This is a genomic window from Anabaena azotica FACHB-119, assembly GCF_014697625.1.
Lineage (GTDB): Bacteria > Cyanobacteriota > Cyanobacteriia > Cyanobacteriales > Nostocaceae > Trichormus > Trichormus azoticus_A.
Map to the genome: position 1 here is coordinate 103321 of NZ_JACJSG010000011.1, position 23499 is coordinate 126819.

Consider the following 23499-nt stretch of genomic DNA (forward strand, 5'->3'; position numbering starts at 1 on the left):
AAAATTTAACTTTTTTCTGCCAAAAGTGGTTATATGTGAGGTTGTCAAGGTGAATCAGAGTGTATTTGCATCTCCACACAGTACAGGATTAGTTGCTAATCGTTATCAACTACAAAAGTTGATTGGTAGCGGTGGCATGGGGGAAGTTTTTTTAGCAACTGATATCCTCTTAGGAGAAACCCCAGTTGCTATCAAATTTCTCGCTCAAACTGTATGTGATTCTAAAATTCAGAAAGACTTTGCCCGTGAAGCACTGATGAGTGCATCCCTAAGCCAAAAAAGTTTACATATTGTCCGGGCTTACGATTATGGTGTGAGTGACACAGGGAAACCTTTTTATGTCATGGAATACCTCAACGGCAAAGGTTTAAAAGAATTAATTCCCTTACCCTTACCTAAGTTTATCCATCTTGCCCGTCAGATTTGTTTGGGCTTACAATGCGCCCATCAAGGTATTCAAATTGATGGAAAAGTTTACCCTTTAGTTCATCGAGATATTAAGCCAGCAAATATCTTAGTTGTTCCCGATCCCATATTAGTACAGTTAGTAAAAATCCTAGATTTTGGTATTGCTAAATTTATCAACTATGCCACTACAGCTAGTACAAATAAAGGATTTCATGGAACTTTACCTTACTGTTCACCTGAGCAATTAGAAGGAGAAAACTTAGATAGCCGCTCTGATATATATAGCTTGGGTGTCATCATGTTTGAAATGCTCACTGGTGCTAAACCTTGGCAACCAGAAACAGATTTATTTGGCGCTTGGTATAAAGCACATAACTTTGAAAAACCACGAGCGATCGCCGATGTTAAACCCAACCTAAAAATTCCCTCACAACTCAACAATTTAATCATGGCTTGCTTAGAGAAAAAAGCCAGCGATCGCCCGCAAAACGTTGGAGAAATATTACAAATCATCAATAGTATCGACCCCTTGCAATGCGCCATTTTTTCTACTAATATATCATCTCTAGCAACTCCTAAATTAACATCTGGTTACGAACTAATAGCAGCCTTAAAAAAACAATCTCACCAATTCACTTGGCCTCAAAACAAACCTATACAAGAAATTGTTTTCCCTCAACAGCTAAACCTCAACCAAAATAATTTAGCCACAGTCTGGCTAATGTTACCTAAAAAAGAAATTCAACTCCGGGCAAACTGTCAAATTCATAACCGCTTCCTTTTTGTCACATCACCCCATCCGATGCTGTTGTGGGTAACACTACTCTACAACCAAAAATTAGAACCAAAGTGGCTACCTTGCTACCTAGATACGCAAAATCCCCTCAATCGCCAACTAATAATATCCTTAGTTAACAATGCCAGCTACCCTCTAATTTGCTTCACCCTAGAAGCACCCCATAGCTGTATTCAAATCCTCAATAGTGACATTGAACCCAGCCAAAGACAAAAGTTACAAATTTGGCTAGAACAAAGTCAAAAACTCCCGCTAGCTTCTCAAGCTCATGTAAGTAAAAACCTGCTCAAGCAGCAGTATAAACAAATCCAATCACAGATGCTTCAGCAATTATCATCTACCCACCATATGGAACAATTAGCCAAGAAATTAAGTTAAAATTGGTCTGATTTTATCGAAAATTTGGGTTGAAAACCCCGTCCTTATAGGACGGCTTTTGGTAGAATATGGTTGTGGAAGGGTAATCAACCACTGAAAAAACCCTATTGCTGCCTAATACGCAGAAGCTGAACCTTGACAAATGAATCTTGCTGGTTCTACTTCGTAGTTCTAGTATCACCTGGAAGTAGGTAAAAGATTTACAGGTACTAGACGAACAGCATTGTACAGAAGCGATTAATCGCGTCTCTACCAAACAAATATTGCACACTGTGCAACTATGGTCGGGCAGACCAAAAGTTAACGCTTGGGGAGAGAACCACCTCTGGCACAAGATACCGCAAGGAATCGGGCGCTAAGTGGACTCATTGAACCAAGAATCCCCTGCCTTTTTAAGCAAGTGAGCGAAAGCGAAACTTGGTTAGGCAGGGGAGTGTCAATAAAACCGCCATATGCTGTTACCAGCAAAACTTCATTATCAGGTTATTCCGGCAATACAAATTTTCAGAATGCCAAGCCTGTGAACATCCCCAGCCAATATGGTGAGACTTATCCCTCTCAACAACCACTTGGGAAGCAAGCACAAGAAGAATTTCAGAAAATTTTCCCAAACAAGGTTGACAATCCTTGAGGGGTGCGTCATAATAGGGAAGTGCCAATTAAGGGACTGTAGTTCAATTGGTTAGAGCACCGCCCTGTCACGGCGGAAGTTGCGGGTTCGAGCCCCGTCAGTCCCGTTCAAAGTTGTGAGTAATGAGTGCTGAGTCCTGAGTAGTATAGGAAGAGGACACAGATAACTAGTAATTGTTTGGAGTCTTGATTTCCTAGAAAAATCTCAGGACTCAGAGGCTTAGATACTAAGCTAAATTTATTCATGCTTTGCGAGAGAGAGAAATACTGTGACGGTTAGAGTCAGAATTGCTCCTAGTCCAACGGGAAATTTACACATTGGTACAGCCAGGACAGCCGTATTTAACTGGCTGTTTGCCCGCCACCACGGCGGCACATTTATCTTGCGAATTGAAGACACAGATTTAGAGCGATCGCGTCCCGAATACACAGAAAATATTATGACGGGACTGCGTTGGTTAGGGCTGAATTGGGATGAAGGGCCATTCTACCAATCTCAACGCCTCGACCTTTATCAAAAAGCCGTACAACAACTTTTAGATCAAGGTTTAGCCTATCGCTGCTACACCACATCAGAAGAATTAGAAGCCCTAAGAGAAGCGCAAAAAGCCAAAGGTGAAGCCCCCCGTTACGACAACCGTCACCGCAACCTCACCCCAGAACAAGAAGCCGAATTTAAAGCCCAAGGACGTAGTTTCGTCATCCGCTTTAAAATTGACGATGACCGGGAAATCGTCTGGAACGACCTAGTACGGGGAAAGGTGGCTTGGAAAGGCAGTGATTTAGGTGGTGATATGGTCATCGCCCGTGCTTCCGAAGATGGTATTGGTCAACCTTTATACAACTTTGTGGTCGTGGTTGATGACATTGATATGCAAATCACTCATGTCATTCGCGGGGAAGACCACATCGCCAACACCGCCAAGCAAATTCTCCTATATGAAGCTTTAGGGGCAAAAATCCCGGAATTTGCCCATGCGCCCTTAATTTTGAATATGGAAGGGCGTAAACTTTCCAAGCGGGATGGGGTGACTTCCATTTCCGACTTTCAGAAAATGGGCTTTACCGCCGAAGGTTTAGTCAACTACATGACCTTGCTTGGTTGGTCGCCACCAGATTCTACCCAAGAAATATTTACCTTGGAAGCCGCAGCCAAGGAATTTAGTTTTGAACGGGTGAATAAAGCCGGGGCAAAATTCGACTGGGCAAAACTAGATTGGTTGAACAGTCAATATATCCACAACACCCCAGTTGATAAGTTGACTGATTTGTTGATACCTTATTGGGAAGAAGCAGGATATTCATTTGCACAGGGACGCGATCGCCCTTGGTTGGAACAGTTGGTTGGGTTAATTAGCGCCAGCTTGACACGCTTAACCGATGCTGTAGAGATGACCAAGCTGTTCTTCATCGAGACAGTGGAATTGAGCGAAGAAGGGAGTAAGCAATTGCAGCAAGAAGGTTCTCAGGCTGCACTTGAAGCCATCATTGCTGGCTTGGAAGCCCAACCCCAACTCACAGAAGCGGCAGCCCAAGACATAATTAAACAAGTGGTGAAAGCTCAAAATGTGAAGAAAGGTTTAGTGATGCGATCGCTCCGAGTCGCCCTCACCGGAGACGTGCATGGCCCCGACTTAATTCAATCTTGGTTACTTCTCAATCAGATTGGTTTGGATAAGCCACGCTTAAGTCAGTCCGTAGCAGCCAGTTAACAATCCCTGATCAACCAATTTTATATTTCTTATGGTGTGGGCATCTTGCCCGCACCGGACGAGTGATGTCAAATAGTTCATTTCTCTCAATTTGGGAACATACGCTGTAAAATTAGTGTCTTTCCTTACACTGAAAAGCTTATGTAACTAAAATGTTAAAAACGTCGCTAAATAGAGGCATCCGGGTATCCTTAATGATAGTTACGCTGGGCGTTATCTCGGCACTTCATACAAACAGCAGAGCGCAAGAAGCGCCCCCAATATTTGGGGATGTCACCATCAGTAGGAAATTTTCTCCAGACCCCTTGGTAGTCAGGGGTATGAGTGGCGGTTCAATAGCGGCAAGCCAAGTAGCAGGCAGAATCGAAACACCCACTGGCCCCTGTAACGGATTTGTCGATGAAACACCAGACCACACCATCAAACTCAACAGTAATTTCGAGTACTTAAAACTGCAAGTCCAATCTCCGCAAGATACCACCATCATAGTCAAAGGCCCTGGCGGTACTTGGTGTAATGATGACGTAAACGGCAAAAATCCAGGCATCAGTGGCGAGTGGTTGCCTGGAAATTACCAGGTTTGGGTCGGTTCTTACAACAAAGACAAGTATTTTCCCTACAAGTTAGAAATTACCGAAGTTAGGTAGATTGGGGATTGGGGAGATGAGGGAGATGAGGGAGATGAGGGAGTAGGGGGAGATGAGGGAGATGAGGGAGTAGGGGGAGATGAGGGAGATGAGGGAGTAGGGGGAGATGGGGAAGAATAATAACTGTCACCTGTCACCTGTCACCTGTCACCTGTCACCTGTCACCTGTCACCTGTCACCTGTCACCTGTCACCTGATAACTGATAACTGATAACTGACCAGCCTCTTGCAATCTTGTATTAGAATTAAGTTAAATTTAATTAAGATTCTTATCAGCATCTTAGATTTAACATAATGGCCTTATAGCTTTATGGCGGTGCATGATTAGATATCAGATTAAACAAAATGGATTTATAAACATCCGTTGTACAACTGTCTAGTAACTCCAGTTGCTAGAAATAATGAATCGTACTTGGCATCTAGAGGCAAATTAAAAATGAAATTCTCTTGGAGAGTCCTACTACTCTGGACATTGCCAGCTTTGGTAATTGGCTTTTTCTTTTGGCAAGGGACGTTTGCTAACGCTCCTGCGGACATGACTAGGAACGCAGCCAACACTCGCATGACCTATGGTCGCTTTCTGGAATACGTGGATGCTGGACGTGTTACCAATGTTGACCTGTATGAAGGCGGCAGAACAGCCATTGTGGAAGCCCAGGATCAAGATATTGAAGGTCGCGTCCAACGTTGGCGGGTAGATTTGCCTATAAGCGCTCCTGAATTAATCAGTAAGCTTAAAGAACACAAAGTTAGTTTTGATGCTCATCCAGCACGCAATGATGGCGCTATCTGGGGACTGTTGGGTAATTTAGTATTCCCCATCTTATTGATTACTGGATTGTTCTTTTTGTTCCGTCGTTCTAATAATCTTCCCGGTGGGCCTGGTCAAGCCATGAATTTTGGTAAGTCCAGAGCGCGTTTCCAAATGGAAGCGAAAACTGGGGTGAAGTTTGACGATGTAGCCGGGATCGAAGAAGCGAAGGAAGAATTACAAGAAGTTGTCACATTCCTCAAGCAGCCAGAAAGATTTACGGCTGTGGGTGCGCGTATTCCTAAAGGTGTACTGTTGGTAGGGCCTCCAGGGACTGGTAAAACTTTACTAGCAAAAGCGATCGCCGGGGAAGCTGGCGTACCATTCTTCAGCATTTCCGGTTCTGAGTTCGTGGAAATGTTCGTCGGTGTGGGTGCTTCCCGCGTCCGTGACTTGTTTAAGAAAGCTAAAGATAACGCTCCCTGTATCATCTTTATCGATGAAATCGACGCAGTTGGTAGACAACGGGGTGCGGGTATCGGTGGCGGTAACGACGAGAGAGAACAAACCCTCAACCAGTTACTCACTGAAATGGATGGTTTTGAAGGTAACACCGGCATCATTATTATTGCCGCTACCAACCGTCCCGACGTATTAGACGCAGCGTTGTTGCGTCCAGGTCGTTTCGACAGACAAGTAATAGTTGATGCACCAGACATCAAAGGACGCTTGGAAATTCTCCAAGTCCACGCGCGGAATAAGAAGTTAGATCCTAGCGTATCATTGGAAGCGATCGCTCGTCGTACCCCTGGCTTCACTGGTGCAGACTTAGCCAACCTCCTCAACGAAGCCGCTATTCTCACAGCCCGCAGACGCAAAGAAGCTATCACCCTCACCGAAATTGATGATGCGGTAGATAGAGTAGTTGCGGGGATGGAAGGAACACCCCTAGTAGATAGCAAGAGCAAACGCTTAATTGCTTACCACGAAGTCGGACACGCCTTGGTTGGTACTTTATTAAAAGACCATGACCCAGTGCAGAAAGTGACCCTCATTCCTAGAGGACAAGCCCAAGGTTTGACTTGGTTTACCCCCAACGAAGAACAAGGTTTAATTTCTCGCTCCCAACTCAAAGCCAGAATTGCTGGCGCTCTGGGTGGACGTGCAGCAGAAGAAATTATTTTTGGTGGTGCTGAAGTTACCACTGGCGCAGGCGGAGATTTGCAACAAGTCTCAGGAATGGCACGACAAATGGTAACAAGGTTTGGGATGTCTGACTTAGGCCCCTTGTCCTTGGAAAGCCAACAAGGTGAAGTCTTCTTAGGTCGTGACTGGATGACCAGATCCGATTATTCTGAAGCAATTGCTTCCAGAATTGACTCTCAAGTGCGGCAAATTGTGGAAGAATGCTACGAAACCGCTAAGAAAATTATCCGTGAAAATCGCACCGTCACCGATCGCATCGTTGACTTGTTGATTGAAAAAGAAACCATCGACGGTGAAGAGTTCCGGCAAATTGTTGCTGAGTACACTGATGTACCTGAGAAGCAGCAGTTTGTACCACAACTGTAAAGTTTAACTTTTGTTACAAAATATTAGGGGATGATTTTCATCATCCCTTTTTTTGGCTTTGTTGAAGTCAAGCAATTCATTCTGTACTGTAGTGGTTGCGTTATGGGAATGGAAGCTGAGAACATGGCAAATTTAACCCTTACACCAAACCAGCTTGAAAAATCTGGGCTGCTGTGAGGTTCAATTCGGGGAAAGTTTGAGAGATAATGCGATCGCCATCTCGAAACTTACTAATCTGGTATTCGCCATCAACTAAGTTACAGACAGATATTGTCGGTTGTTTAGGACTACCGATAAAATTACGTCCACCCAACGCCGCATAGTCGATAATCCAGTATTCGGGAATACCCATCTCCTCATAATCAGCATATTTTAAGTGGTAATCATCCCGCCAATTAGTTGATACAACCTCAATCACCAAGGGTATTGATGCAGCTAAACTAACAACAGATTGTTTTTTCCATAATGGTTCATTTACCAGATTTGCCCGATTTAACACCAACACATCAGGAAAATAACCAGAGTCTTTTTCAGAGGGTCGAACTATAACTCGATTAGGCATACCATAGGGTAATCCTAGACGTTCGATTTCAACAGCAATTTCAACGCCCAATAAGCCTGTAATTTCTTCATGTTCCCCCACTGGTCGTGCCATTTCCACAATACATCTATTATGTAGTTCGTAGCGTACCCCGGTATTTTCAGGTAGCCAATCAACAAATTCCGCAAAAGATATTAACTTGGGTATGGCTTGAGTCATAGATGATGGATGATTACAGCTTTGAAAATATTATCTCTTAGCTTAACTTAGCTATTAGACGGCTAAATCGAGCGACGGCTAGTATCCTTTGCATCCTCTCCTAAATCTTTCGTCCGTCCACTCCAACGTGTTGTTATACCGCGCTTTCGTGACAAGTTCACAACCTCTCTTCCGCTTTTGGCTTGCTGTTTTTGTAAATCAGCAAATATGGCTTTCAAGTCATGATTGAATGAGCGTGAATACTCTTCACGGATTCTATGAATTTCTTCGACAATCTCATCTTGAAACATAATTAACCTCCTAAAAGTTCATAGGGTGTACAAAGAATTGGCAACTCATACCCGAAATCAAGACTAATCTCTGCCAATTTTCCTTGAATTTGAGCATTGGCGATGTGCTTGCAGTTCCATGTCAGCAAATAATCCATACCATGAACGGTTGCGACTGCAATATGAAGCGCATCCACATCAGCTTTTGCTGGAAGGTTACTGCGCTCTAAAAATCGCTCTGCGAGGTCAAGCACAGATTGGTTCAAGTCTAGTAACAAAAAATTGTGAAGGATTTCTAGCCGTCGAGATGCCATTTCTGCGTCTCCTTGAGAAACTTCTTTCACAACTGCTTGGGAGGCGTAGAGGTTAAACTGGCTGCGGCGTGTGTCCCACCATTCCCTCGTAATCTCAACATTTGCAGCCACGACAAGATCCCGGCTTGGTCTAGCAGTAAGGTAGCCTAAAATACTAGTCTCAATGTAAACGGATTCAGTCATATAGGCAGATTTCAAGCCACTCTATTTTATCTCACATCCACTGCTTTAACTGATGCAGCCAAACTCAGGAAAATACAAAGTATCAGGAAAAGCGATCGCTAATTATTTCACACTAACCAAACAATACTGATAAATAGACAAAAAAAGAGGCGCATAGCGCCCCCATAGCTTGAAATTTGGGAGAAAAAAATTAATAATGACTGCCTGATTTGCGATGCTCAACAGCAGTCACACCGTTACTTTCTAATACATCGCCCTTATTAACCACAGCATAAATTAACCGTCTATCACCGCATTCTAGTTGGTTGGTTACAGTACATTCTAAATAAGCTAGTGCCTCTGTTAAAATCAAACAACCATTGTCAGCAGTTTTAGTCTCAAGATTGGCAAAAGGATTATCTCCTAATGTACTTTGGCGGGAGAAATAGCGCCGGATATTTCTACCTTCTTTGAGGATATTCAAGACAAATTGATCGCCAATATGACTCATCAAATCTGCGTTTTGTTCTTGAGCGATCGCAATCATAATTCCTGGTGGGTTAAAAGTCGCCTGGGATATCCACGAAGTTAAAATACCTTTGTGGTTTTCTTGGTCGCGGGTTGTGACTACACACAAGGAACCAATAATGCGTCCCACTGCTTGTTCAGTCCGGTCTGTATTCGCTTCCGCTACCACTTGGCGGGGTGTCCGCAGTTTTTTAGTTTTCTTTAAGGTTTGGGCAAAAGTCGCACCTGCGGCTTGACATTGCTGGAGAATTTCTGGTGTAGGGCTAAAGCGTACCCTAATTGTGTCAAAGCCTAAACGGTAATTGGCATCTTTAAGTTTACTTTCAATTAAATCGATCGCTTCACCACTCCAACCATAGGAACCAAACACCCCGGCTAACTTGGTTTTCGCAGCTGTAGAAAGGACTATACCTAAAGCAGTTTGAATTTGTGTCGGCGCATGACCGCCCAAAGTCGGGGAACCGATAATTATACCATCACTTGCTTCAACAATACGGTTAATTTCTGCTGGTTCTGCCAGTTCGCAGTTAATCGACTCGACATTAACACCATTTTCAATCAAACCTTGAGCGATCGCCTGAGCTAAAATCCCCGTATTACCATAAGCAGAGGTATAAAGTAGCGCCACATTCAAATCTAAAGACTTCTGCCCTTGACACCATTGGCGGTAATCGTAAGTAAAACGACTGAGACTATAACGCACAACCGGGCCATGACCAGGCGCATAACATCTCGCCCCCAACATTGCCACCTTATCTAAAGCCGCTTCCACTTGTTTAGCTTGGGCTGCATGGAGACAGTCAAAATAATAACGGCGTTCCGCGTCTAACTTTTTCCAGTCTTCATCAAACAAAGTATCTTCGCAGATATGAGCGCCGAAAAACTTATCTGTGTAGAGAATCTTGGTAGCTGGGTCGTAGGTAAACAACCCATCAGGCCAACGGGGAGTAGGGACAGTGATAAATACTAGCTGATGTCCTTGTCCTAAATCGAGAGTATCTTCAAAACGTACAGCTTGAATTCGTGATTCCCAATCAGGAAAAGCAGTTTTGAGCGCATTAGCAGCCGGACGAGAACAAATCAAGGTAGCTTGCGGTGCTTGAGCAAGCAACTTTTCCAAAGTGACTCGGCGGTTAGGGTTGACGTGACCCAGGATAATGTAATCCAGGGTGCTAAGGTCGAGATGTCGGGCGAGTTCTTCTAAATAAATTTCCGTAAAAGATTCACCAGGAGGGTCAATCAAAGCCGTTTTCTCAGCTTGGATGAGATAGGAATTAGCTGTCGTTCCCCGTTGACGGGAATACTCAACTTCAAACTTGAGACGTTCCCAAGTGCGCGATCGCAAAACCTGCGTCTGTTCCCCAACATCGGCAACTTGTACATCCCTAGCACGACTGAAAGTAGCAGTACTCATAGTTAATTCTCCTGTAAATATTGCGTACTGGGTATGCCAGTTATCAGGTTGTGTAAGTGATAACTGATAACTGTTCACTGATTGATTCCCCAGCCATTAGTCTCTAATTCCGTCTTATGCAGCTTTTGATAGCGTTTGACGATGCGTTGTTCTGGGTCAATACCTTCAAAGGTGGGGGGTAGCCAAACTCGCACAACCAGTAAAATTCCTAAAACTAATAAGAAGGCGCAAGTGGCTAAAACTTGACTCCAACTGGTTTCTAACACGCCTTTAACAATCACTTCCCGCAAAGCTGAGACAATGGAAACTTCTACAGCCACTCCTATAGATATGCGTTGTTCTTGCAGGTAGATAATTAATAGTCGAAATAACTCAACTAAAATGAGCAAAAACAAGATATCGGCAGTCACAACATGGAAATCCAAAGGCGGTAGCAGGGAAAGAAACATATCCCACACCTGAATTACCATGAAGCTAAATAAACCGATACACAAGGAAATCACGATGACATCTTGAATCAATTCCAAGGTACGGACAATGCGCCCTCGATTGATTTCGTAAACGGAAATTGGGTTATCTTCTACAGGTTTGTACATAGTGCGTGAGGGAAGGGGGAAGGGGGAAAGGGGAAGGGGAAGGGGAAAGGGGAAAGACTGCTTCCTGCGTTCCCCTGCTTTTTCCCAGTCCCCAGTCAACTGTCACCTAATAATGATTTCCAACCTTGCGGTGATGAACGGCTGTCAATGCGTTGACGTTGGCGACTCTACCTGTATCCACGGTGCTGTAGATAATCCAATGGTCGCCGCAGTCCATACGGCTGGTGATTTCGCATTCTATGTAAGCTAGGGCTTCTGCGAGGATGGGGGAACCGTTGCTGGCGGGATAGGTTTTGATGCCGGCAAAACGGTCTGCACCGGGGGCGAAACGTTTGAGAAAATGTTTCATCAATCCTTGATAATTGTCTTCTGCAAGGACGTTTAGAACGAAGCGATCGCCTAATTGCATTAAAGATTCAATTGCTCGTTCTTTGGAGACTGCAATGGCGACTCCCAAAGGATCTAAGCTTGCTTGTGTTACCCAAGAGGCGAACATGGCACTTTGAATTTCGCCTTTTTTGGTCGTGATGATATATAAACCGGTGCTAATTCTGCCTAAAGCTTTTTCTAAGTCGGTGTTAATGGATTTGATTTGTTTAATGGTGCGATCGCGTGTTAACCATTGCGCCAAATCTGTACCAGCTTCTTCACAAAGTTGTTCAATTGCTTGTGTGGGAGCTTCTTTAATTAAAATGGGTGGAAAAGCTTCCACTAATCCCAATTCTTGGAACTTATTTCGTAAGGGATAAACAGGTTCATCTTCACCGCCACCAGACTCTAGTAAACCGATTGCCTGTTTTTGATGTACAGCCGCCAAAATAGTACTTAATGCTGCTTGGGCTGTCTGTGAATATTGAGATGGCATGGCAATTACAATACCCGAAGCTTGAGTAACTATTTCCCTTACTTCTTGCGCTTGGGCATTGTTTAAATCTATTAATTCTACCCCTACGCCGATTTTCGTACAGCCATGTCCTAAACTATGTACTAACTTCTCACTATAGCCATAGTCCTCAGCATAGAACAAAGCGACGAAAGTTTCTGTTTTAGTTTGTTCTAAACTCCAGTTTTGATACCGCCCCAACCATTCGGAAATATGATGCTGTAGTAGAGGCCCGTGTCCTGTAGCGACGGTATTTATACTTAAATTTTCTATACGTTTTAAAGCAGCCAATACAGACCGAGCATTCGGCCCCATCAGACAGTCATAGTAATATTTAAAATCTTCTTCAATAGCTGAGAAGTTTTCATCACAAGTATGGTCATCACAATAGTGCATACCAAACACATCACAGGTATAGAGGATGCCTGTTTTGTGGTCATAAGTAAGAATTGTGTCAGGCCAATGTAAGTTAGGTGCAGAAATAAATTCTAGTTTGTGACCATTACCTAAATCTAAAGTTTCACCACTTTTCACCAGTAAAGATTTAAAGGGTTGGTGAATCAGATTTTCTAAGAATTGAATTGCCACCTTCGCACCAACAACGGTGATAGCAGGAGCTAGTTGTAGAATATCTCTAACTAAGCCGCTATGGTCTGGCTCTGTGTGACTAACAATCAAATAGTCTATTGTGTTTGGGTCAATTATCCCTGTAACTATCTCCAGGTATAATTGCTCAAATTTGCGGTGTGAAGTATCAACTAAAGCTTTTTTTTCACCTTGGATTAAGAAAGAGTTATATGTTGTACCATTGCGTAAACCAAATTCAATATCAAAACGGTCTCTATCCCAATCTAAACAGCGAATAGCAGTTGTTTCCGGTGCAATTTCTACAGTTTGCACAGTCAAACGTCCTATATTGGCAATAGCTTGAGTGTTTTCTGTGAGTGCGACCATTGGTTTTACCAAAAGATTGTTATCTGGAATTAAATATTCTTCTTCCTATATTGAACCGAGAATCCTATTTGGTAAAATGTTAATTTCTGAAGGTAATGATTAGTAATCTTTATTCTTGGTTATTATTGATATTGCATTGAAAATAATCGATGTTAATCATTGGGTATTTACAAGAAATAAATTATCTCTTTCGTAGCATTGCCCACCTTATCATCGTTTTGGTGGGCAGTGCATCGGCCTACAGATACTACAGATACAAACCTCTCTCCTCTGTAAACCTGCACTGAATCTAAGCCAAAAGCGCCATATGTCGTTGAATTTTATTCCTCCACCTACACAGAAAATTGATAGCGATATTGCGAGACTTGCTGGTGTGGAACTGTATGTATTACGCCTTGATTTAATGCACCCGTGGGTAAATGGGAATAAGTGGTATAAGCTGAAATACAATCTCGCCCAAGCCAAGGAACAAGGTTATAAAAAATTACTTACCTTTGGTGGTGCATATTCTAATCACATTTATGCTACCGCCGCCGCAGGTAAATTATTAGGATTTCCAACCATTGGTGTCATTCGTGGGGAGGAAACACTACCTTTAAATTCAACGTTGAGTTTTGCTGCACAACAAGGGATGCAGTTAGTTTATCTTGAGCGTGCAACTTACCGACAAAAGCACAGCTTTGAGGTACAAGCAGATTTGAGGAAACGCTTTGGGGAAGTGTTTATCATTCCTGAAGGTGGTAGTAACTTGCAAGGTGTGCGTGGTTGTCTAGAGATAGTCAGTGCAGCAATGCAAGTATTTGATACTGTCTGTGTAGCTTGTGGTACTGCAACAACTTTAGCAGGTATTGCCATGTCACTTAACCCCAAACAGCGCGTGCTTGGTTTTCCTGTGTTGAAAGGGGGTTTTTTAGCTAAGGATATCGAAAATTTAATACAGAATTATCTCGCTACTGGTTTACCCACACCATACGGTTCTCCCGCACCTTGGGAACTGATTTGCGATTACCATTTTGGCGGTTACGCTAAGGTGAAAGATGATTTGTTATTGTTCAGCCAGCAGTTTACTCAAGCTTATAATATACCGCTTGATTACGTATATACCGCGAAGATGTTTTATGGCGTGATGGATTTGCTCAAGCAGGGGTATTTTAGTAAAGGCGATCGCTTATTACTCATCCACACTGGCGGCTTACAAGTATTGAAGCAGAAAGCCCACCAGTAGCAGTCTGAAAATCCCAAAAAATTTTCAGACTGCTACGTCCTTAAGGGGTGGGACGGGCAGTTTGCTCTCTCCGAGACGCTCCGCGAACAAGTCGGGAAACCCGCCCACGCAACTAACTAACTGCCCTCATGAATGCGTTGCGGCTTTAGCCGCCGTCTTAGTCCTTTAATCAATTCCCGCAAAATGTCAGTTTGAGTTCTGCCTTCTTGGTCACAATATTGTTTGAGCAATTCTTTTTCTTCCTTTGTGACACGAAAAGTTATAAAAATCTCAGGCTTGGGCATATCAAAATACCTCTTTATGTGGTATCCTGATTATAGTGGTTAGGGTATTCAACCACTTAAAAAACCCAGAGCCGAGAGGCATCGCACCTGGAAAACTGTTCGCGCAGCGTCTCCCCTTGGGAGAAGATAGAGGGTTCTGTGCTCTAATGCCCGGCCCTGGTAAAATCTTCACTTCCCCAAGGAAGAGAAAACCAAGGTTTTGGTCGAAACAGTACGGTAGGGCATACCGGATCTGGCTTCTGCAATGGAGCAAAAGCTTGCGGACAGACCCACCTCTGGCATAATTGGGCAACTAATTATGGTAAGTGGACTGATTGAAACAAGAATCCCATCGGCTTTTAGCCGATGGGAGTGTCAAAAGGTAACTTTGGCATGAATGAACGCCTACAGAGGTTATCTGGCTAACAGCTTGCATGAACTACTCACCCCTACTTCACTTCGTGACGCTACGCGAACGTTGAGGGGTGAGTTTCTACATTCACCCCAGTAGAGTTGAGTTTTTCCCGCTATTCATCCCTACCTTGCTTCGCACCTATGTAGGGACTTTCGCGTTACGTTAAAAATGAGGTATTTTCTAGGCAATTGCAGGTAAATCTTGGTCTACGGTTATTATTCCTAAACGCGCACGAATTTCACTGAGTTGTACATTCCAAAACTGATCCCATTTTTGGGATATTAATTTACCTGGAGTATGAGAACCTAGTCTATAGCCGCGAGCTATTTCTCTCATTAAATCATTGAATTTTGTTGGTTGATAAAGACTGATGATAACCATACCAAAACTTACTAACATCACACTAATGGGAATTGGGGTTTGAGCTAAAACAAACGCTTGTAGCCCAATTTCTCCAATACCATCAGTATCAAATCCAGTGACTACATGATAAATATCATGAGTAGAACGCCAAAGCATTTTGAGATAGGAAATATCATCCACTACAGGAACTTTTTTGTAAAAATAAGGGTCGAAACCTCTAGCTTTCATTTCTCTGGCGTAGATATGTCCTAAAGTCCCTTCTGGGAGTTTGGCTAAGTCATCTAAATTGAAAGGTTCAGGCAACCAGCGTTCTTGGAATAAAGCGTTAACTTCGGGAATTTTTTTTAGTTCATCAACTGCTAACTGTGCCATTTCTGTTTGGTCAAGAGCATCCTCAAAGTCAAATACTGGGTCAGTATTACCATTTCTGGGTTTTAGGCTACTAGCGGCTAAAAATTCTATGTAGGCGAGGAGTCCTTTATCATTATTGTAGTTAATTATGTTATTCATGGTGATTTTTTAGTTAAAAAGATACACAGCAACTCTAGAGAAGAATTTGTACCTCAATTTTTAGCAAGCTAATTGCCAATTGCATGAATCTTCAGAAGTATTTATGGTACTTTTGAATGTAACTTTTACTTTATAAATAACCTTTTTCAATTAACTCGAAGCACTAGTATAAAATCGCAAGGCAAACCGCCAAAACCAACTGGAAACCCAAAATAATGCCACAGCCAACACCAACGCACCAATTAACCAAGGTAACTGCACTCTACCTAACATGACTTCGGCTGGTATAGTAGTTAAAAATGTGACTGGAACGACGAAAGTGAAGAAAAAGCGGTAAGCTGCGGGGTAGGCTATCATCGGATATCTACCTGCTTCCAATAACCCTCGTAATACCTCAGTGGCGTTGTAGATTTTCACAAACCAAATGCTAGTCGCCCCTAAAATAAACCATAAACTGTAGAGAATTATCAAACCGCACAATAACGGCAAGATAGCGGGTAGGTAATTAGCGATACTTAATCCCAGGCGTTTACCTGCGTAGCCAATAATTACCCCACCAAAAATTATATCTGGGACTCCCCAAGGGGATACGGTGTGGGTGGAAAGCCAAAACTGACTGCGGATAGGCTTGAGTAGGACAAAATCTAAAGTCCCTTGTTGAACATGGTTGACGATTTTGTTGAGGTTGGGAGCGAGAAAAGTGGCAGAAAAGCCTTGCAATAAAGTAAAAATTCCCAATACAATCAAAGCTGCGTCCCAAGACCAACCAGTAAAAGTATAGCCATTACGGTAAAACAAGAATAGTCCAAACAAACTACCAGCTAAATTACCTAAACTACTGAGAGTAGCGATGAGGAAGTTGAGGCGATATTCCATCTCAGCTGCGATCGCCGCACTCCAAAATAGTCTTAGTACCTTCAAATATCTTTGCATCTTGCACCCGTAACCTAATTCCTGCTACTCAGTTACTTAACTCAATCTTTATCATCATAATAATTTTACTAAAATCCTTAAAGCTAAGATGGCGGTTTGGTTTGGACATTCGGTATTACTATTTTAGGTTTCTTTCTTGGTAAATCTCTGCCACCAGAGCAGGTGGATAAGTATTTATTACCAATTATTGGATTAATTATTGTAGGACTTACGCAACTGGCATATTTTTTCTGTAGGGTGTGTGACGCTCTGAAAATATTTGAACGTAGTCATGAGACTTGTAGCGTCACGCACCAACCACCAATTGTGACACTTGCGTAAGTCCTGTATTGTTGTCTCCCTAGTGCCATCAGTAATTCATTTTATTCAAGAAAGTAAATCAGAAAATTAAATAATCGAAATACAGTATCTGTAAGATAGGCAATGCCTACTCTATTATGGTTTTAATGGGCATTGCCTATCTTACATAATTCAAAAATTACAGAGTGCTTTAGACTGTAAAAAAGAACAATTAAAAGGTATCTACTGATGTTGCAAAAATACATCCCTTTGGTAGCTCGTTCCTTTTTGGCTGTGATTTTTATTTATGCTGGCTTAAACAAAGTGTTTAACTTTGCTGGGACAAGTGCATCTATGGCTAAAGTCGGCTTACCAATAGTAGAAGTTTTACTAGTTTTTACGATCGCCTTTCAGATTTTAGGTGCTTTATCTATTATTCTCGGCTATAAAACACAAATCGGTGCGATTCTACTGATCATTTTCATGATTCCCGCTACCATTGTGTTTCATAATCCCCTAAGTGATCCTAGTCAGTTCAATAATTTCTTCAAAAACTTATCCATTATCGGTGGACTGTTGCTGATTTTAGCCTATGGCACTGGCCCTTTGAGTTTGGAATCACAGAGTAAGGTAGCGGAGAGTAGAGAGTAGGGAGTGGGGGAGATGAGGGAGATGAGGGAGCAGGGGAGCAGGGGAGCAGGGGAGCAGGGGAGCAGGGGAGCAGGGGAGCAGGGGAGCAGGGGAGATAGTCTTTCCCCTTTCCCCCTTCCCCTTTCCCCTTTCCCCCTTCCCCTTTCCCCCTTCCCCCTTCCCCTTTCCCCTTTCCCCTTTCCCCCTTTCCCCTTTCCCCAGTCCCTCACAATTTAAGCCGCACAACAAATAGGGGTAGGTTTCAAACCCACCCCTTCTACTTCTGATATTTTGCGTCCCACAGCCACTGCTACAGGCTTTAAACTAGCAACTAAATTCACCATATCTTCTAAAGATAGGGCTTGACGGGCATCAGAAACGGACTTTTCCGGTTCTGGGTGACATTCAATAATTAATCCGTCTGCACCACAAGCTACCGCCGCCTTGGCTACGGGTGCGACTAGTTCCCGTTTACCTACAGCATGGGAAGGATCGACAATGACAGGTAAGTGAGTGATTTGCTTGAGTGCTGCTACTGCACCTAAATCTAAGACATTGCGAGTATAATTATCGAAGCTGCGTATACCCCTTTCACACATTACCACATCTGGATTACCGTGGCTGACAATGTATTCCGCCGCCATGACAAATTCTTCGATTGTGGCTGCTAAACCACGTTTGAGTAGTATGGGTTTACCTGCTTGTCCCAAGGCTTTGAGTAAGTCGAAGTTCTGCATATTGCGGCTACCCACTTGTAACATATCGGCGTGAGTGGCGATCGCTTCAATTTGCGAAATTGACATGACTTCAGTCACAACAGGAATATTGTATTGCGATCGCACCTGGGCTAAAACCTCTAATCCTGCTTCTCCCATACCTTGGAAAGCGTAAGGAGATGTACGCGGTTTGTAAACACCACCCCGCAAAGCTTGTACAGGTGCAAATTTTAACTGTTGGGCGACAGTCTCCATTTGCTCTAAACTTTCAACTGCACAAGGCCCGCCAATAATTACCAGTTCTTCGCCACCGAAAGCAACTGTTTTTGAGAGTCTAACAATTGTCTGGTGATGGGGATGAGACTGAGCGACAAGTTTAGCGTTAATCATGGTTTGATTCTCCTAGTAAATTGGGGACTGGGGACTGGGGACTGGGGACTGGGGACTGGGGACTGGGGACTGGGGAAAGGGGAAGGGGGAAAGGGGAAAGGGAAAAGACTATCTCCCCTGCTCCGTTCCCCTCTTGGGAGGGGTTAGGGGTGGGTTGCTCCCCTGCTCCTCTGCTCCCCCACTCCCTCATCCCCCTACACCCCTACACCCCTACACCCTTACATCCCTACACCCCTAAAAACAAAAAAGCCCAGAACCTTTCAGTTCCGGGCGCGTATGATTTATCAGCATGACGCTATCTACCCGGAACTTGCTCTGGGCCAAAAGTAAAAGCCATAAAACCAGCTAATAAAATAGGTCATGAGATGAAATTTGCTCCTGAAAAAACAAAAACCGCAGAGTTTGCTCTGCGGTTCATCGGGCGGCTTCCATATGGAAACTTAATTCACTCCCGGTGAACCGCCTTACGCCAAAAATAAAAGTAGCGACTGCTGCTGAACATTTGCACGATAGTAAGCTAAATAATATATGTATACCCTATCCTAAAACAAAGATAACAGAAGAATTCTGTAGCGTCAAGACCAGCAAGATATCTCAAAAAAACGATAAACTCAGTACAAATCTAGGAATAACAATTTGTTGCTGGTAAGCACACAAAAGGGTGTTTAGTATCAACATACATCCCCCGATTTTGGTAACTTTTATTTTTTAGGTAATAAGTAATCAATGATAGAAAGTATTAACAAATCAAGTCAGATAATAAGCCTAAAGAGGTATTTTATTGCACAGCTTTTCTTATAGCAGTTTTCATCTGGATAAGGTAGATAATGCTAGCCTCAGCGCTTCAGCACCTTTGTCAAGCTGTACTGCATCTAAGTAAGAAATGCTCTATATGTTCCCGAACGTTAGTCACAACCTAGTTTGATTATGCCCAGGTCTAAACTCTTCACTAAACCTTTTGATACACATGGTGTTTATCCCTGCCCTGTCTGTCGAGTTGGTAAGATTTCTCACATATCATTGATGGAAGCAATGGGTTGTGATTTTTGCCACGAAATTTTTACTGTGAATCTAGAACAACAGCAAATCAAGATGCCTTCGCGACAACCTCCTTTGATTTGGCGCTGGAATGGTTTTAATTGGACAGAGGCTCAATTAGAAGGTGTGGAGTTGGGTTGGGGTTATGGGTTAGCTGCGATTACTTTTGTCCTGCTGCCGACAACTTTAATTGGCATTGTGGCTTATTATTTTCCACCTAGTCCCAATGACATTGTAAGTTGGTTGCCATATATTTGGACGATATTAACTTTTTTGTCGCATTTATCAATTATTATTTGGATTTTCATCGAAGTATATCAAATCCCGGTAGCTGCCTATTTACGTGCTATTGCTAATTTGAGAAATCATCAAGGGACTTCTAACTAGAAAGAGGGGGAAGGGGAAAGGGGAAAGGGGAAAGGGGAAAGGGGGAAGGGGGAAGGGGAAAGGGGAAAGGGGAAAGGGGAAAGGGGAAATTAGGGAAAAATAATTAACAACTGTCACCTGTCAACTGTCACCTGTCACCTGTCACCTGTCAACTGTAAATTTCTATAACTTAGGAGAGTGGCAACGGGTAATTTGCTCTACATTTAAATCAAAATGAGTACGGCGATCGCTCGGCGGGTGTGGATAAATATATAAAATGTAGTATCTTAGACGTTGCCAGCAAAAAAGTTATTGATAGACTGATTCTGCTGCGATAGGCTTATATAATGTCTGAGTGCTAATTTTTTTCTGTAGTATCCCAACTATGTAAACGATACTATGGAATTGCCCAGTCCCTATTGGTAAATATGGAGGGCTATATCTCTCATAACTAAGTTGATTCTCCACTAAAACATCTTATGAGCGAGCTGGAGCGGTATTATAGGGTATTGGAATTGGAACCAGGGGCCACCCTTGAGGAAGTTAACCAAGCGTATAAAGATTTGGTGTTTGTGTGGCATCCTGACCGACTTCCCAAAGATAATACCCGCTTGCAACAAAAGGCGCAAGACAAACTCAAAGCAATTAACGAGGCTCGTGAAAAGTTGCGCTCTTTAAATGGTAATGGCAATGGTAACGAGCATAGCAATGGCAATAATGGTAATGGCAGTTCCAATACCAATACCAATGGCAATGGTAAGCAGCACCACAATTACCATCATGCTCCAAGGCAACCGAGAAAATCATACCAAGAAACCCATCAGCCACAGAAACAAAATCCTGACTTGAGTGGTAAAGATTTCAGTCGGGCAAATTTAAGCAACAAGGATTTATCGGGCAGAAATCTCAGTTACGCTAATTTAAGCGGCGCAAATCTCAGTGATACTTTTATGCACAAAGTAATTCTCCGGGGTGCTGACTTATCAGAGGCGAATTTATTTAGAGCTAATTTACTCTTAGCTGACTTAAGAGAAGCCAATTTACGCTCGGCTAACTTAATTGGTGCGGATCTCAGTGGCGCTGACTTGCGGGGAGCAGACTTAACAGGAGCGCGGATTCGTTCAGGCGATCGCTTACTGGTAAAATTAATAGGCGCAAATTTAAGCGGTGCAATTATGCCTGATGGGGCGGTGCATAGTTAGTTGACAGTTGACAGTTGACTGAGGAGGTGAATCAGCAACAAGCACTCAAAGCAAGCTTTTAGATGCACATTTTTCAGCTAATCAAGCTAAAAGCTTTGGTAAAAGCTGTCTATAGCTTACTTAATTGTAGTTAAATGATAATTGTTGATTGTCAACCGTTAACCGTCAACCGTCAACCGTCAACAAAATATGAACATCGCAATTATTGGCTGTGGCTATGTTGGTTGTGCGATCGCCAAATATTGGCAGCAAAATCCCAACTTAATTGTAACTGCCACAACTACCACACCTGAACGTGTTTCACAATTACAAAAATTAGCCAACAAGGTTATAGTTACTCAAGGCAATGACCTAGAAAGAATCGTCAATGTATTAGAAAATCAAGATTTTGTCTTATTAAATGTTGGGGCAAAAGGTGCTGATTTATATGAATCTGCATATCTAGATACTGCCAAAACTTTGGTTTCAGCTTTACAGCAAAATTCTACTGTCAAACAAGTAATATATACAGGTAGTTATTCAGTTTATGGCGACAGAAACGGCGATTGGGTAGATGAAGAAACACCACCTATGCCTAAGAGTCGTAATGGAGAAATCCTCAAAGAAACAGAAGATATTTTATTATCAGCTTCTAGTAACAAACTGAGCGTTTGCATCTGGCGATTAGGGGGCATTTATGGCCCTGGTAGAGAATTGGTGAAAATATTTAGCCGAGTTCCTGGGACAACTCGTCCCGGTGATGGCGGCGATATTACCAACTGGATTCATTTAGATGACATTGTTGGTGCTATGGAGTTTGTGCGTCAACACCCATTACAAGGTATTTATAATTTAGTGGATGATGCACATCTACCAAGTAAAATATTGTTGGATACTCTATTCGCTCAACATAATTTACCCAAGGTCATTTGGGATGCTACAGTTAGCAGTAATCGTCCATATAACGCCAAGGTTTCCAATCAAAAAATTAAACAAGCTGGATATCAGTTAATTCATCCCCAAATAATATTTTAATTTTAAAATCTAATTTTATGCAAACAAATCCCACACCTACACAGTTTTACAATTGGCAAAATTATCGCTGTGCATATCAAGTTTATCAACCAGAAAATTCTCAACCTCAAGGCATACCCTTACTATTAATTCATCCTATTGGCGTAGGTTTATCTGGTAAATTCTGGCAACGTTTTGTGCGTGAATGGTATGGTAGCGGTCAACGCAATTTAATTTACAATCCCGATTTACTAGGCTGCGGTGATAGTGATAAACCCCATGTGGCTTATACACCTAAAGATTGGGCAGAACAGTTACAATATTTTCTCCAAACTGTAGTACAAACACCTGTGATTTTGGTAGTACAAGGTGCTTTGTTTCCCGTTGCTATAGAATTAGTGCAGTTGGAATCAAACTTGATTGCTAAACTCATACTTTCTGGGCCGCCAACTTGGCCTGTAATTACTAAAAAATCCCCAGACTGGCGCAAAAAATTGGCTTGGAACATTTTTGATTCGCCTGTTGGTAATGCTTTTTATCGTTATGCACGTACACCAAAGTTTCTGAGTTCTTTTTCCACGAAGCAATTATTTGCATCAGCCGATACTGTGGACGCAGAGTGGTTAAATACATTAGTTGCAGGTGCAGCAAATTCAGCCAGTCGCCACGCTGTATTTTCCTTTCTCGCTGGGTTCTGGCGAAAAGATTACAGCAGCTTAATTGCAACCATCAAACAACCAACACTGGTAGTTTTAGGGGAATCAGCGTCAAGTATTAGCAAAGAAGGGAAGACAGCAACGGCTGACGACACTTTAGCCGATTATTTGGATATTTTACCACAAGGTCGTGGTGTGAAAATACCGGGGCGAAATGTTCTACCTTACGAGTCTACGGCGGAATTTGTGAAAGCGATCGCCCAAATTAACGACTAGCCCATCGCCAAACTTTTTAAGTATTTTCCTATAGAACAAAATATTTTTCAAACTAGATGTTACAAACAGCATACTTAGCGCTTACTAACCAATTACACTTAAAAACCGTTATTTTTTTGTAAAATTTATATAAACAATCTGCTGTAATTACATAAATATTTTACCTTTTACAAACCACATATAGAGGCTAAAAAAGTCTTGTAATCCTTGTATATTCTAACTTTGGGGGAATATATAGGCAAGGTAAACAATATATTTTTTAGGTGAATATATTGAATTACTCCTAGCGGATTAAACTTATTTACTTTAGTGTATAAAATAACAACATAAAGAAAACACGGTAAAAATTTCACTAATAGCTGCACAAAGGTAAGAGAAATTACTGAATATGATAATTTTACTTACCTGCATAACTGTGTGCGATCGCTGCAAGAAGCTAATTCAAGCCTCTTGGAGAATCAATTTGTGAA

At 42.5% G+C, this 23499-nt stretch carries 23 protein-coding genes and 1 tRNA gene; 13 read left to right on the forward strand and 11 right to left on the reverse strand.

All coding sequences use genetic code 11. The features are described 5' to 3' along the window. The first annotated feature begins 49 nt into the window (after positions 1–49). From H6G83_RS10105 to H6G83_RS10125, 5 genes are all read left to right on the forward strand, one after another. Complete coding sequence (locus H6G83_RS10105; protein WP_190470775.1) at positions 50–1582, forward strand: serine/threonine protein kinase; 1533 nt, start codon at positions 50–52, stop codon at positions 1580–1582. A 400-nt stretch (positions 1583–1982) separates the two neighbouring features. After that, a complete protein-coding gene (locus H6G83_RS10110; protein ID WP_190470778.1) occupies positions 1983–2213 on the forward strand; it encodes a hypothetical protein in 231 nt (76 codons plus the stop codon). Positions 2214–2245: 32 nt separating this feature from the next. After that, a tRNA-Asp gene (locus H6G83_RS10115) sits at positions 2246–2319 on the forward strand. Between the two features lie 162 nt (positions 2320–2481). Beyond that, positions 2482–3924 carry a glutamate--tRNA ligase gene (gltX, locus tag H6G83_RS10120; protein ID WP_190470781.1) on the forward strand — a complete coding sequence of 481 codons (1443 nt, stop codon included), beginning with the start codon at positions 2482–2484 and terminating at the stop codon, positions 3922–3924. 152 nt (positions 3925–4076) lie between these two features. Next, positions 4077–4571, forward strand: coding sequence for a hypothetical protein (locus H6G83_RS10125; RefSeq protein ID WP_190470783.1), 495 nt, complete (start codon positions 4077–4079; stop codon positions 4569–4571). Here H6G83_RS10125 and H6G83_RS10130 read toward each other — a convergent pair. Next, complete coding sequence (locus tag H6G83_RS10130) at positions 4541–4708, reverse strand: hypothetical protein (protein ID WP_190470786.1); 168 nt, start codon at positions 4706–4708, stop codon at positions 4541–4543. The genes H6G83_RS10125 and H6G83_RS10130 overlap by 31 nt on opposite strands. 299 nt (positions 4709–5007) lie before the next feature. Between H6G83_RS10130 and ftsH2 the strand changes: the two genes are divergently transcribed. After that, positions 5008–6894 carry an ATP-dependent zinc metalloprotease FtsH2 gene (ftsH2, locus tag H6G83_RS10135; protein WP_190470789.1) on the forward strand — a complete coding sequence of 629 codons (1887 nt, stop codon included), beginning with the start codon at positions 5008–5010 and terminating at the stop codon, positions 6892–6894. A 139-nt stretch (positions 6895–7033) separates the two neighbouring features. On the opposite strand, the gene H6G83_RS10140 is transcribed toward ftsH2, so the two are convergent. From H6G83_RS10140 to H6G83_RS10165, 6 genes are all read right to left on the reverse strand, one after another. Next, positions 7034–7654: a Uma2 family endonuclease gene (locus tag H6G83_RS10140; protein ID WP_190470792.1), complete on the reverse strand. Its 621-nt coding sequence runs from the start codon at positions 7652–7654 to the stop codon at positions 7034–7036. A gap of 62 nt (positions 7655–7716) precedes the next feature. Continuing rightward, on the reverse strand, positions 7717–7944 hold the full coding sequence (locus H6G83_RS10145; RefSeq protein ID WP_190470795.1) for a hypothetical protein: 228 nt from the start codon (positions 7942–7944) through the stop codon (positions 7717–7719). Positions 7945–7946: 2 nt separating this feature from the next. Next, positions 7947–8420, reverse strand: coding sequence for a type II toxin-antitoxin system VapC family toxin (locus H6G83_RS10150; RefSeq protein WP_190470798.1), 474 nt, complete (start codon positions 8418–8420; stop codon positions 7947–7949). A 190-nt stretch (positions 8421–8610) separates the two neighbouring features. Then, positions 8611–10341 carry a diflavin flavoprotein gene (locus H6G83_RS10155; RefSeq protein ID WP_190470802.1) on the reverse strand — a complete coding sequence of 577 codons (1731 nt, stop codon included), beginning with the start codon at positions 10339–10341 and terminating at the stop codon, positions 8611–8613. 74 nt (positions 10342–10415) lie between these two features. After that, positions 10416–10937, reverse strand: a complete 522-nt coding sequence (locus H6G83_RS10160) for a phosphate-starvation-inducible PsiE family protein (RefSeq protein WP_190470804.1) — start codon at positions 10935–10937, stop codon at positions 10416–10418. A gap of 106 nt (positions 10938–11043) precedes the next feature. Further along, a complete protein-coding gene (locus H6G83_RS10165) occupies positions 11044–12774 on the reverse strand; it encodes a diflavin flavoprotein (protein ID WP_190470807.1) in 1731 nt (576 codons plus the stop codon). A 307-nt stretch (positions 12775–13081) separates the two neighbouring features. Between H6G83_RS10165 and H6G83_RS10170 the strand changes: the two genes are divergently transcribed. After that, complete coding sequence (locus tag H6G83_RS10170; RefSeq protein ID WP_190470810.1) at positions 13082–13999, forward strand: 1-aminocyclopropane-1-carboxylate deaminase/D-cysteine desulfhydrase; 918 nt, start codon at positions 13082–13084, stop codon at positions 13997–13999. Between the two features lie 116 nt (positions 14000–14115). Here the strand turns inward: H6G83_RS10170 and H6G83_RS10175 are convergent, their stop codons facing one another. Then, positions 14116–14283, reverse strand: coding sequence for a RepB family protein (locus tag H6G83_RS10175; protein WP_190470813.1), 168 nt, complete (start codon positions 14281–14283; stop codon positions 14116–14118). A 244-nt stretch (positions 14284–14527) separates the two neighbouring features. Here H6G83_RS10175 and H6G83_RS35880 point away from each other — a divergent pair, with 244 nt between their 5' ends. Continuing rightward, the gene (locus H6G83_RS35880) at positions 14528–14659 is read left to right on the forward strand and encodes a hypothetical protein (protein ID WP_277876307.1); all 132 of its coding nucleotides are present in this window, start codon (positions 14528–14530) and stop codon (positions 14657–14659) included. 198 nt (positions 14660–14857) lie between these two features. Here the strand turns inward: H6G83_RS35880 and H6G83_RS10180 are convergent, their stop codons facing one another. Continuing rightward, positions 14858–15550, reverse strand: a complete 693-nt coding sequence (locus H6G83_RS10180) for a Coq4 family protein (protein ID WP_190470816.1) — start codon at positions 15548–15550, stop codon at positions 14858–14860. A gap of 150 nt (positions 15551–15700) precedes the next feature. Beyond that, on the reverse strand, positions 15701–16483 hold the full coding sequence (locus H6G83_RS10185; protein WP_190470819.1) for an ABC transporter permease: 783 nt from the start codon (positions 16481–16483) through the stop codon (positions 15701–15703). Between the two features lie 528 nt (positions 16484–17011). Between H6G83_RS10185 and H6G83_RS10190 the strand changes: the two genes are divergently transcribed. Then, a complete protein-coding gene (locus tag H6G83_RS10190; RefSeq protein ID WP_190470821.1) occupies positions 17012–17413 on the forward strand; it encodes a DoxX family protein in 402 nt (133 codons plus the stop codon). Between the two features lie 212 nt (positions 17414–17625). Here the strand turns inward: H6G83_RS10190 and aroF are convergent, their stop codons facing one another. After that, a complete protein-coding gene (gene aroF, locus H6G83_RS10195; protein ID WP_190470824.1) occupies positions 17626–18498 on the reverse strand; it encodes a 3-deoxy-7-phosphoheptulonate synthase in 873 nt (290 codons plus the stop codon). A 927-nt stretch (positions 18499–19425) separates the two neighbouring features. On the opposite strand from aroF, the gene H6G83_RS10200 reads away from it, so the two are divergent. The 4 genes from H6G83_RS10200 (at position 19426) to H6G83_RS10215 (ending at position 23029) form a co-directional block, all read left to right on the forward strand. Further along, positions 19426–19923, forward strand: a complete 498-nt coding sequence (locus H6G83_RS10200) for a hypothetical protein (RefSeq protein ID WP_190470827.1) — start codon at positions 19426–19428, stop codon at positions 19921–19923. A gap of 458 nt (positions 19924–20381) precedes the next feature. Next, positions 20382–21104 (forward strand): pentapeptide repeat-containing protein, encoded by a 723-nt coding sequence (locus H6G83_RS10205; RefSeq protein ID WP_190470831.1) that lies wholly within the window; start codon positions 20382–20384, stop codon positions 21102–21104. Positions 21105–21293: 189 nt separating this feature from the next. Then, a complete protein-coding gene (locus H6G83_RS10210; protein WP_190470834.1) occupies positions 21294–22118 on the forward strand; it encodes an SDR family oxidoreductase in 825 nt (274 codons plus the stop codon). Positions 22119–22135: 17 nt separating this feature from the next. Further along, positions 22136–23029, forward strand: a complete 894-nt coding sequence (locus H6G83_RS10215) for an alpha/beta fold hydrolase (RefSeq protein WP_190470841.1) — start codon at positions 22136–22138, stop codon at positions 23027–23029. Positions 23030–23499 lie beyond the last annotated feature (470 nt).

Coding starts and splice junctions, on each gene's coding strand:
- H6G83_RS10140 (WP_190470792.1), bottom strand. CDS start 7,654: ATGACTCAAGCCATACCCAAGTTAATATCTTTTGCGGAATTTGTTGAT.
- aroF (WP_190470824.1), bottom strand. CDS start 18,498: ATGATTAACGCTAAACTTGTCGCTCAGTCTCATCCCCATCACCAGACA.
- H6G83_RS10125 (WP_190470783.1), top strand. CDS start 4,077: ATGTTAAAAACGTCGCTAAATAGAGGCATCCGGGTATCCTTAATGATA.
- H6G83_RS10160 (WP_190470804.1), bottom strand. CDS start 10,937: ATGTACAAACCTGTAGAAGATAACCCAATTTCCGTTTACGAAATCAAT.
- H6G83_RS10170 (WP_190470810.1), top strand. CDS start 13,082: ATGTCGTTGAATTTTATTCCTCCACCTACACAGAAAATTGATAGCGAT.
- H6G83_RS10165 (WP_190470807.1), bottom strand. CDS start 12,774: ATGGTCGCACTCACAGAAAACACTCAAGCTATTGCCAATATAGGACGT.
- H6G83_RS10200 (WP_190470827.1), top strand. CDS start 19,426: ATGCCCAGGTCTAAACTCTTCACTAAACCTTTTGATACACATGGTGTT.
- H6G83_RS10215 (WP_190470841.1), top strand. CDS start 22,136: ATGCAAACAAATCCCACACCTACACAGTTTTACAATTGGCAAAATTAT.
- H6G83_RS10210 (WP_190470834.1), top strand. CDS start 21,294: ATGAACATCGCAATTATTGGCTGTGGCTATGTTGGTTGTGCGATCGCC.
- H6G83_RS10185 (WP_190470819.1), bottom strand. CDS start 16,483: ATGCAAAGATATTTGAAGGTACTAAGACTATTTTGGAGTGCGGCGATC.
- H6G83_RS35880 (WP_277876307.1), top strand. CDS start 14,528: ATGGAGCAAAAGCTTGCGGACAGACCCACCTCTGGCATAATTGGGCAA.
- ftsH2 (WP_190470789.1), top strand. CDS start 5,008: ATGAAATTCTCTTGGAGAGTCCTACTACTCTGGACATTGCCAGCTTTG.
- H6G83_RS10175 (WP_190470813.1), bottom strand. CDS start 14,283: ATGCCCAAGCCTGAGATTTTTATAACTTTTCGTGTCACAAAGGAAGAA.
- H6G83_RS10180 (WP_190470816.1), bottom strand. CDS start 15,550: ATGAATAACATAATTAACTACAATAATGATAAAGGACTCCTCGCCTAC.
- H6G83_RS10155 (WP_190470802.1), bottom strand. CDS start 10,341: ATGAGTACTGCTACTTTCAGTCGTGCTAGGGATGTACAAGTTGCCGAT.
- H6G83_RS10190 (WP_190470821.1), top strand. CDS start 17,012: ATGTTGCAAAAATACATCCCTTTGGTAGCTCGTTCCTTTTTGGCTGTG.
- H6G83_RS10145 (WP_190470795.1), bottom strand. CDS start 7,944: ATGTTTCAAGATGAGATTGTCGAAGAAATTCATAGAATCCGTGAAGAG.
- H6G83_RS10205 (WP_190470831.1), top strand. CDS start 20,382: ATGAGCGAGCTGGAGCGGTATTATAGGGTATTGGAATTGGAACCAGGG.
- H6G83_RS10150 (WP_190470798.1), bottom strand. CDS start 8,420: ATGACTGAATCCGTTTACATTGAGACTAGTATTTTAGGCTACCTTACT.